5 protein-coding genes are annotated in these 7,359 nt (G+C 61.3%); all 5 read left to right on the top strand.

Going from position 1 to position 7,359, the window contains the following annotated elements; genetic code table 11:
* Positions 1-434 precede the first annotated feature (434 nt).
* The gene (locus EOD15_RS24475) at positions 435-2,087 is read left to right on the top strand and encodes an ABC transporter substrate-binding protein (RefSeq protein ID WP_127322183.1); all 1,653 of its coding nucleotides are present in this window, start codon (positions 435-437) and stop codon (positions 2,085-2,087) included.
* 226 nt (positions 2,088-2,313) lie between these two features.
* The gene (locus EOD15_RS24470) at positions 2,314-3,348 is read left to right on the top strand and encodes an ABC transporter permease (protein ID WP_027035014.1); all 1,035 of its coding nucleotides are present in this window, start codon (positions 2,314-2,316) and stop codon (positions 3,346-3,348) included.
* 12 nt (positions 3,349-3,360) lie between these two features.
* A complete protein-coding gene (locus EOD15_RS24465) occupies positions 3,361-4,518 on the top strand; it encodes an ABC transporter permease (RefSeq protein WP_027035013.1) in 1,158 nt (385 codons plus the stop codon).
* A gap of 65 nt (positions 4,519-4,583) precedes the next feature.
* Positions 4,584-6,932: an ABC transporter ATP-binding protein gene (locus EOD15_RS24460; RefSeq protein ID WP_127322573.1), complete on the top strand. Its 2,349-nt coding sequence runs from the start codon at positions 4,584-4,586 to the stop codon at positions 6,930-6,932.
* Between the two features lie 71 nt (positions 6,933-7,003).
* Positions 7,004-7,222: a CopG family transcriptional regulator gene (locus tag EOD15_RS24455; RefSeq protein WP_127270554.1), complete on the top strand. Its 219-nt coding sequence runs from the start codon at positions 7,004-7,006 to the stop codon at positions 7,220-7,222.
* Positions 7,223-7,359 lie beyond the last annotated feature (137 nt).

Genomic DNA, 7,359 nt, shown 5'->3' with positions numbered 1-7,359 from the left:
GGCAAATACCTCAACGACCGCACCTATGTCACGATCCAGAAAGGCGACAAGCCGGGCTCGGGCAAGGCTACGATCGACCTCAATGTCGGGCGCGGCGTCAAGCTGCGCGGCGAGGCCAACGATGCCGGCGAAGCCAAGGGCGGCATCTTCTACGAGAAGGAATACTGATAGTTCGGCAGGACTTTTGGCCTCATGATGGATCGATTCTGGCGCTGTCCGGGCTGGAGTAAATGTCTCAGTTTAATCGACTACCGAGATTCCAGAAGAATCCGTCGGACAGTAGCAAATTTGCGCCAAGACTGTCGTTATCACGCGAACCGCTCCCCTTTCAAAGTTGCACATTCCCTAACATGTTCTCAATCCACGCCGTCTTTGACATCATGGCCTGGATGCGGAATGTTAAAAGGCGGAAAGCCAACAATGGGAGTTAAGTCATGACAATTTATAAGAGTAATGGCGATCGCGTTCCGGATCACATCCTGGCCATGGCCGAAGAAGCCAAGGCAGGCAAGGTGGATCGCCGCGAATTCCTGGCCATGGCCAGCGTCTTCGGTGCATCGACGGCAATGGCTTACGGCTTGCTCGGCCTCGCCGATCCGACGCCGGCGAAGGCCGAAGAGGTAAAGGGCAAGAAGGGCGGCACGCTGAAGATCGCCCAGTGGATTAAGGATCCCAAGGACCCGCGCAAGGCCGACTGGTCGGAAATCGCCAATGCCGAGCGCCAGGCGCTCGAGCCGTTGGTCAAGTACACGTCCGAATACACGTTCCGCCCTTATCTGCTGGAAAGCTGGGACGTCAACGACGATGCCACGCAGTACACGCTGCATGTGCGCAAGGGCGTCACCTGGTCGAATGGCGATGCCTTCACCTCCGCCGACGTCGTCTTCAACCTGAAGCGTTGGGCCGACAAGAAAGCCGAAGGCAATTCCATGCCAGGCCGTCTTGGCTCGCTGGTCAAGGACGACAAGCTCGACGAAAGCGCCGTGACCATGCCGGACGACCACACGGTCGTGCTGAAGCTCACCAAGCCGGACATCGCGCTGATTCCGAACATGTGCGACTATCCCGGCCTCATCGTCCACAAGACCTTCGATGAGAAGGGCGGCGACTTCAAGGCCTGCCCGATCGGCACCGGTCCGTTCGAACTCGTCTCCTACGATGTCGGTCAGAAGGTGGTCTACAAGCGCCGCACCGACGACAAGTGGTGGGACGGCGAAGTGTTCCTCGACGGCCTGGAATTCATCGACTACGGCACCGATCCGGCGGCCATGGTCAGCGCTTTCGAAGCCGGCGAAGTGCACACCAATTTCGAGACTTCGGCCGACTACGTGTCGATCCTCGACGGCATGGACCTGGTGAAGTCGGAAATCGTCACCGCGTCGACCATCGTCTGCCGCACCAACGTCAACAACAAGCCCTATGGCGACCAGAAGGTGCGCAACGCGCTGCAGCTTGCGGTCGACAACAATGTCGTCTTGCAGCTCGGCTACGGCAATGCCGGTTCGGTCGCCGAAAACCACCATGTCTGCTCGATCCATCCGGAATATTACGAGCTGCCCAAGGTTGCCCGTGATCCGGCCAAGGCAAAGGCGCTGATGGCGGAAGCCGGCCAGGCCGACTTCGAACACGAGCTGATCACCGTCGATGAAGACTGGCACAAGAATACCGGCGATGCGATCGCCGCCCAGCTGCGCGACGCCGGCATCAAGGTGAAGCGCACCGTTCTGCCGGGTTCGACGTTCTGGAACGACTGGACGAAGTATCCGCTGTCGATGACCAACTGGAACATGCGCCCGCTCGGCGTCCAGGTTCTGGCCATCGCCTATCGCACCGGCGAGGCCTGGAATGAGGCCGGCTGGTCGAATCCGGACTGGGATGCCAAGCTCAATGCGGCGCTCGCCGTTGCCGACGCCGCCAAGCGCAAGGAAATGATGAAGGAGATCGAGCAGATCCTGCAGGATTCCGGCATCATGATCCAGCCGTACTGGCGCAAGCTCTACAGCCACTCGGTCAAGGCGGTGCAGAACTACAAGATGCACCCGACCTTCGAGCGCGACTACGGCAAGGTCTGGCTCGAGCAGGCTTGATCGCATCGACATGGGGGAAGGGGCTCGCTCCCTTCCCTTGCTCTTTGCATCGTCCGTCCCTGCTGGTCCGCACTTTCTCAAAAAAGTTGCGGACTCGCGGGCAAGGCCATGCAACAAAACAGGGTTGATCGCATCCGAAGGCCTGTTTGACAGCCAGCCCCGCCCGTTACGGCAGGGTTGGCTTTCATAGCCGGCTCAAGCACCAACCCATCGGCAGGGGGCCGCCATGCTTTCCTTCGTTATCAGGCGTCTTGGCACCATGGCATTGACGATGCTGTGCCTGACCATGGTCGTCTTCTTCCTGATCAACCTCGAACCCAATCTGAAGAAGCTGGCGATCAGCCAGACCGAAATGCATACGTCGGCCGAGCAGCTCGAGAGCTGGCTGGTCAATCATGGCTACCGGCAGAACTTCTTCGTCCGCTATGGGCAGTGGCTGGGCGTGGTGCCCAAGCAACCTGTTACAGACCCGGCGACCGGCAAGCCGGCGCAGCGTTTCTCCTTCTGCAACGATCCGCTCGTGCCGACCTTCGCCGGCGTTTTCCAGGGCGATTTCGGCTGCTCGACCAAGTTCAAGGCGACCGTCGCCTCAAAGCTGTTTCCGGCACTCGGCGCTACGGGCATCCTGATGTTCTGGGTGCTGGTGGTGATGGTGCCGATCTCGCTGCTGATCGGCATTCTGGCCGGCATGCGCGAGGGGTCGCGAACCGACCGGGTGCTGTCCGTGGCGTCGATCGCCTCGACGGCGACGCCTGAATATGTGTCAGGCGTCATCTTCACCGTCATCTTCGCCTCATGGCTAGGCTGGCTGAATGGCTCGGCGGCTTCGGCCAGCCAGGGCATCACCTTCTACAATTTCACTTTGCCGGTGATGACGCTGGCGATCTACGGCATCGGCTACATCGCCCGCATGACGCGTGCTTCGATGGTCGAAGTGATGACGCAGCAATATATCCGCACTGCCAGGTTGAAGGGTCTTTCCTTCGGCAGCGTCGTGGTCAAACATGCCTTGCGCAACGCGCTGATCGCACCGTTCACCGTCATCATGCTGCAGTTCCCCTGGCTGCTCACCGGCGTCGTCATCGTCGAGGTGATGTTCCGTTACCAGGGCTTCGGCTACACGCTGGTCGAGGCGGCCGGCAACAACGACATAGACCTTTTGCTCGGCTGCTCGCTGGTCTCGGTGTTCATCGTCTTGATCACGCAGCTCATTTCCGATGTCGGCTACGCATTTCTCAATCCGCGTATCAGAGTTCAGTAGGGAGCGAAGCGGATGCCGGTTCAATACATCAGTGGCTTCACCATCGTTCTCGAAGTGCTGTCGCGCTTCTGGCCGGTCTGGATCGCGCTCGTCATCGTCATGGGCGCGAGCTTCGCCTACAAGAAGAAGCTGGCGCTCTACGGCCAGCTGTTCGACAGCGGTGTCGGCATCGTCGGCGTCGGCATCTGCCTGTTCTGGCTGTTCACGGCGATCTTCGCCGCGACCATTTCTCCCTTCGACCCGCTGGCCCAGATTCCCATCATGAAGGATGTGCTGCCGGGCGCCGTCGAACCGAAATCGGGGCTGACCTATCTGTTCGGCGGCGACAAGCTGGCGCGCGACGTGTTTTCGCGCATGGTCTATGGCAGCCAGATCGTGTTGATCATCGCGCCTGCGGCAACCGGCTTCGCGCTGATGGTCGGCATCACGCTCGGCCTGCCGGCCGGCTATTATGGCGGCAAGATCGACACCGTACTGTCGTTCCTGGCCAACCTCGTGCTCGCCTTCCCGGTCATCCTGCTGTTCTACCTTTTGGTGACGCCGGGCATCATGGACACGCCGATCCCCTATGGCATGGCCGGCGTCTTCTTCCTGTTCCCGATCATCTTTTTCAGCGTGCTGTTCTGGACCCGCTACAAGAACCGGCCCGACCGGCTCTACATCCTGCTCGGCATCACCCTGATCCTCGGCGGCTGGATCTATGCCGGCCTGGTCTTCGACGCCGATCCGCTGAAGATCGTGCATATCGACCCCAACCAGCTCAATATCTTCGTGGCCGTGGTGTTCGCCTCCAGCCCCGGCGTGTTCCGCATCGTGCGTGGCCTGGTGATGGACATCAAGACGCGCGATTATGTGGCGGCGGCGCAGACGCGCGGTGAATCGCCCTGGTACATCATGCTGTGGGAGATCCTGCCCAATGCGCGCGGGCCACTGATCGTCGACGCCTGCCTGCGCATCGGCTACACCACGATCCTGCTCGGCACGCTCGGTTATTTCGGCCTTGGCCTGGCACCGGAAAGTCCTGACTGGGGCACCGCGATCAAGGACGCCAGCCGCCTGCTGCGCTCCTTCATCCACCCGGCGTTGCCGCCGACGATCGCACTGATGTCGTTCGTGCTGGGCTTGAACCTGCTCGCCGACTCGCTGCGCGAACAATCGATGAAAGACTGATCTCGGGTTTCGACCCGATGCGCCTGAGAGAAACAGGCCTAGAAGAACCAGGATTGGAGCGACCCATGAACGAGGCAGTTCGAAATCCCGTCACGCCAACCAATGGGCCGGCCAACGCGCCGATCATCGAGATCGAGAACCTGTCGATCTCTTTCTTCACCCGCAAGGGCGAGATCCCGGCGGTCATGGATTTCTCCTGCACCGTCATGCCGGGCGAGGCGATGGGCATCGTCGGCGAATCCGGCTGCGGCAAGTCGACCGTGTCGCTCGGCATCATGCGCGACCTCTCCAACATCGGGAAGATCGTCGGCGGCAAGATCAAGTTCCAGGGCAAGGACATGGGCGAGCTCTCCGACGAGGAGTTGCGCTCAATTCGCGGCAACAAGATCGCGATGATCTACCAGGAGCCGATGGCCAGCCTCAACCCGGCGATGAAGGTCGGGCAGCAGTTGATGGAAGTGCCGCTGATCCACGACAAGGTGTCGAAGGAAGAGGCCTATAAGCGCGCGATCGAAATGGTGCGCTCGGTCAAGCTGCCCGATCCCGAGCGCATGATGCGCTCCTATCCGCACCAGCTTTCGGGCGGCCAGCAGCAGCGTATCGTCATCGCCATGGCGCTGCTGTCGAAGCCGGCGCTGCTTCTGCTCGACGAACCGACGACGGCGCTCGACGTGACGGTGGAGGCCGGCATCGTCGACCTGGTCAAGGGGCTGGGCGAGAAGTTCGGCACGTCGATGATTTTCGTGTCGCACAATCTCGGCCTGATCCTCGAGACCTGCGACCGCATCACGGTGATGTATTCGGGCGAGGCGGTGGAGACCGGCAAGATCAAGGACGTGTTCGACCGGATGCGCCATCCCTATACGCAAGGGCTGTTCCGCTCGATCCCGCTGCCCGGCGCCGACAAGAACTCACGGCCGCTGATCTCGATTCCCGGCCAACTGCCGCTGCCGCACGAGCGGCCCAAGGGCTGCAATTTCGGCCCGCGCTGCCACCATTTCGTCGAGGGCGTCTGCAACGCCGCCGAAATCCCGATGATCGAGGTCGCGGGTCACGAAGGCCATTTCTCGCGCTGCGTGCGCTTTAACGAGATCGACTGGGAAGCATTGCCGCCCGGCGCCAAGAAGGTCAATGAGCGCGTTGTGCCCGGCGCGCCGGTGCTCAAGATCGAGGATCTCAGAAAATACTACAGGGTCGGCGGCAGCGAGGTGTTCGGCTCGAGCGAGGGCCGCGTCGTCAAGGCCAACGAGACGATCTCGTTCATGGCGCGCGAATCCGAGACGGTTGCCATCGTCGGCGAATCCGGCTGCGGAAAGTCGACGCTGGCCAAGGTGCTGCTCGGGCTGGAGACGGCAACTGCCGGCACGGTGACGCTGGGCAACACGGAAATCCAGTCGACCGGCATCGAGAAACGGAGCGTCGACACGGTGTCGTCGATCCAGATGGTGTTCCAGAATCCGTTCGACACGCTCAATCCCAGCCATTCGGTCGGTTCGCAGATCATCCGCACGCTGGAAAAGTTCAACGTCGGCAAGACGGTTGCCGATCGCCGCAAGCGCATGCTGGAACTGCTCGACCTGGTGAAGCTGCCGCGGGCATTCGAAACCCGCAAGCCGCGCCAGCTATCGGGCGGCCAGAAGCAGCGCATCGGCGTGGCGCGCGCCTTTGCCGGTGACGCCAAGGTGGTGGTGGCCGACGAGCCGGTGTCGGCGCTCGACGTTTCGGTGCAGGCGGCGGTGACCGAACTGCTGATGGACATCCAGCGCAAGAACAAGACGACAATGCTGTTCATCAGCCATGATCTGTCGGTCGTGCGCTACATCGCCGACCGCGTCGTGGTCATGTATCTCGGCTATATTGTCGAGCAAGGCACGACCGACCAGATCTTCGCGCCGCCCTACCATCCCTATACCGAGGCACTGCTGTCGGCGATCCCGATCGCTGACACAAGCGTGGTCAAGCGGCACATCGTGCTGGAGGGCGACATTCCCTCGGCGATGAACCCACCGTCCGGCTGCCCGTTCCAGACCCGCTGCGGCTACAAGAAGCTGGTGCCTGATAATCTTTGCGAGACCAAGGTGCCACCGGTCAAGCATCTCGGCGGCGGCCATATGAGCCTGTGCTGGCTCTCCGACGACGTGCTGGCCAAGATGGAGCCGGTGATCAAGTTCGACAAGGAACACGCTGCGCATGAGGGTTTGCCGGATGACGCGCCGCACGGCGATGGCCCCGGTTTTGCCGGCACGCCGCCAAAACGTCCGCGCGGCAAGACGGGCAGCGCGGCAGCCGATGCGGTGGGGCAGGCTGCCGAGGAGGCCGAAGCCGTTTCGAAAGCCCGCCGTCACGAGGTCCGCGACGAGGTTTCGGAAACCGGCCGTTCTCCAAAGCCCGGCAAGCCCAGGAAACCGAACTGACCTGCATCACGCAATTTCATATGCTGCGCCATGTGATGCGTGATGTTTGATGCTTGGAGGGAGGGCGAATTGTGAGAACGACACTTGCAATCGATGACGATGTCCTTCTTGCCGCCAAAGCTATGGCGCGGCAGCAGGATCGCAGTGTGGGCGAAGTCATTTCCGATCTGGTTCGCCGTTCGCTGCGTCCGCCGCAGGCGGGCGGTGAGCGTAACGGCATTCCCTTGCTTTCGTCGCGGCCCGGCGGGCCGATGGTCGATCTCGAAACGGTCAATGCGCTTCGCGACTAGCCGCGCTGGAACAGAGGATCTGGTAGGGTTGGGGATCTGTCGGCAGCAAGATGTCTTCCCTCGGTGGACCATCGCTGGCATTCGGGATTGGCTGGAGCCTCCCCAAACTTCGTCATCCTAGGGCGTAGCAGGAGCGA

Origin of the sequence: Mesorhizobium sp. M7A.T.Ca.US.000.02.2.1 (assembly GCF_003996995.1) — a bacterium.
GTDB lineage: Bacteria > Pseudomonadota > Alphaproteobacteria > Rhizobiales > Rhizobiaceae > Mesorhizobium.
This window is presented reverse-complemented; position numbering and strand designations above follow the sequence as displayed.

What these genes read in the sequence shown, in the direction of transcription:
- EOD15_RS24470 (WP_027035014.1), top strand. Translation starts at nt 2,314, where the DNA reads ATGCTTTCCTTCGTTATCAGGCGTCTTGGCACCATGGCATTGACGATG.
- EOD15_RS24465 (WP_027035013.1), top strand. Translation starts at nt 3,361, where the DNA reads ATGCCGGTTCAATACATCAGTGGCTTCACCATCGTTCTCGAAGTGCTG.
- EOD15_RS24460 (WP_127322573.1), top strand. Translation starts at nt 4,584, where the DNA reads ATGAACGAGGCAGTTCGAAATCCCGTCACGCCAACCAATGGGCCGGCC.
- EOD15_RS24475 (WP_127322183.1), top strand. Translation starts at nt 435, where the DNA reads ATGACAATTTATAAGAGTAATGGCGATCGCGTTCCGGATCACATCCTG.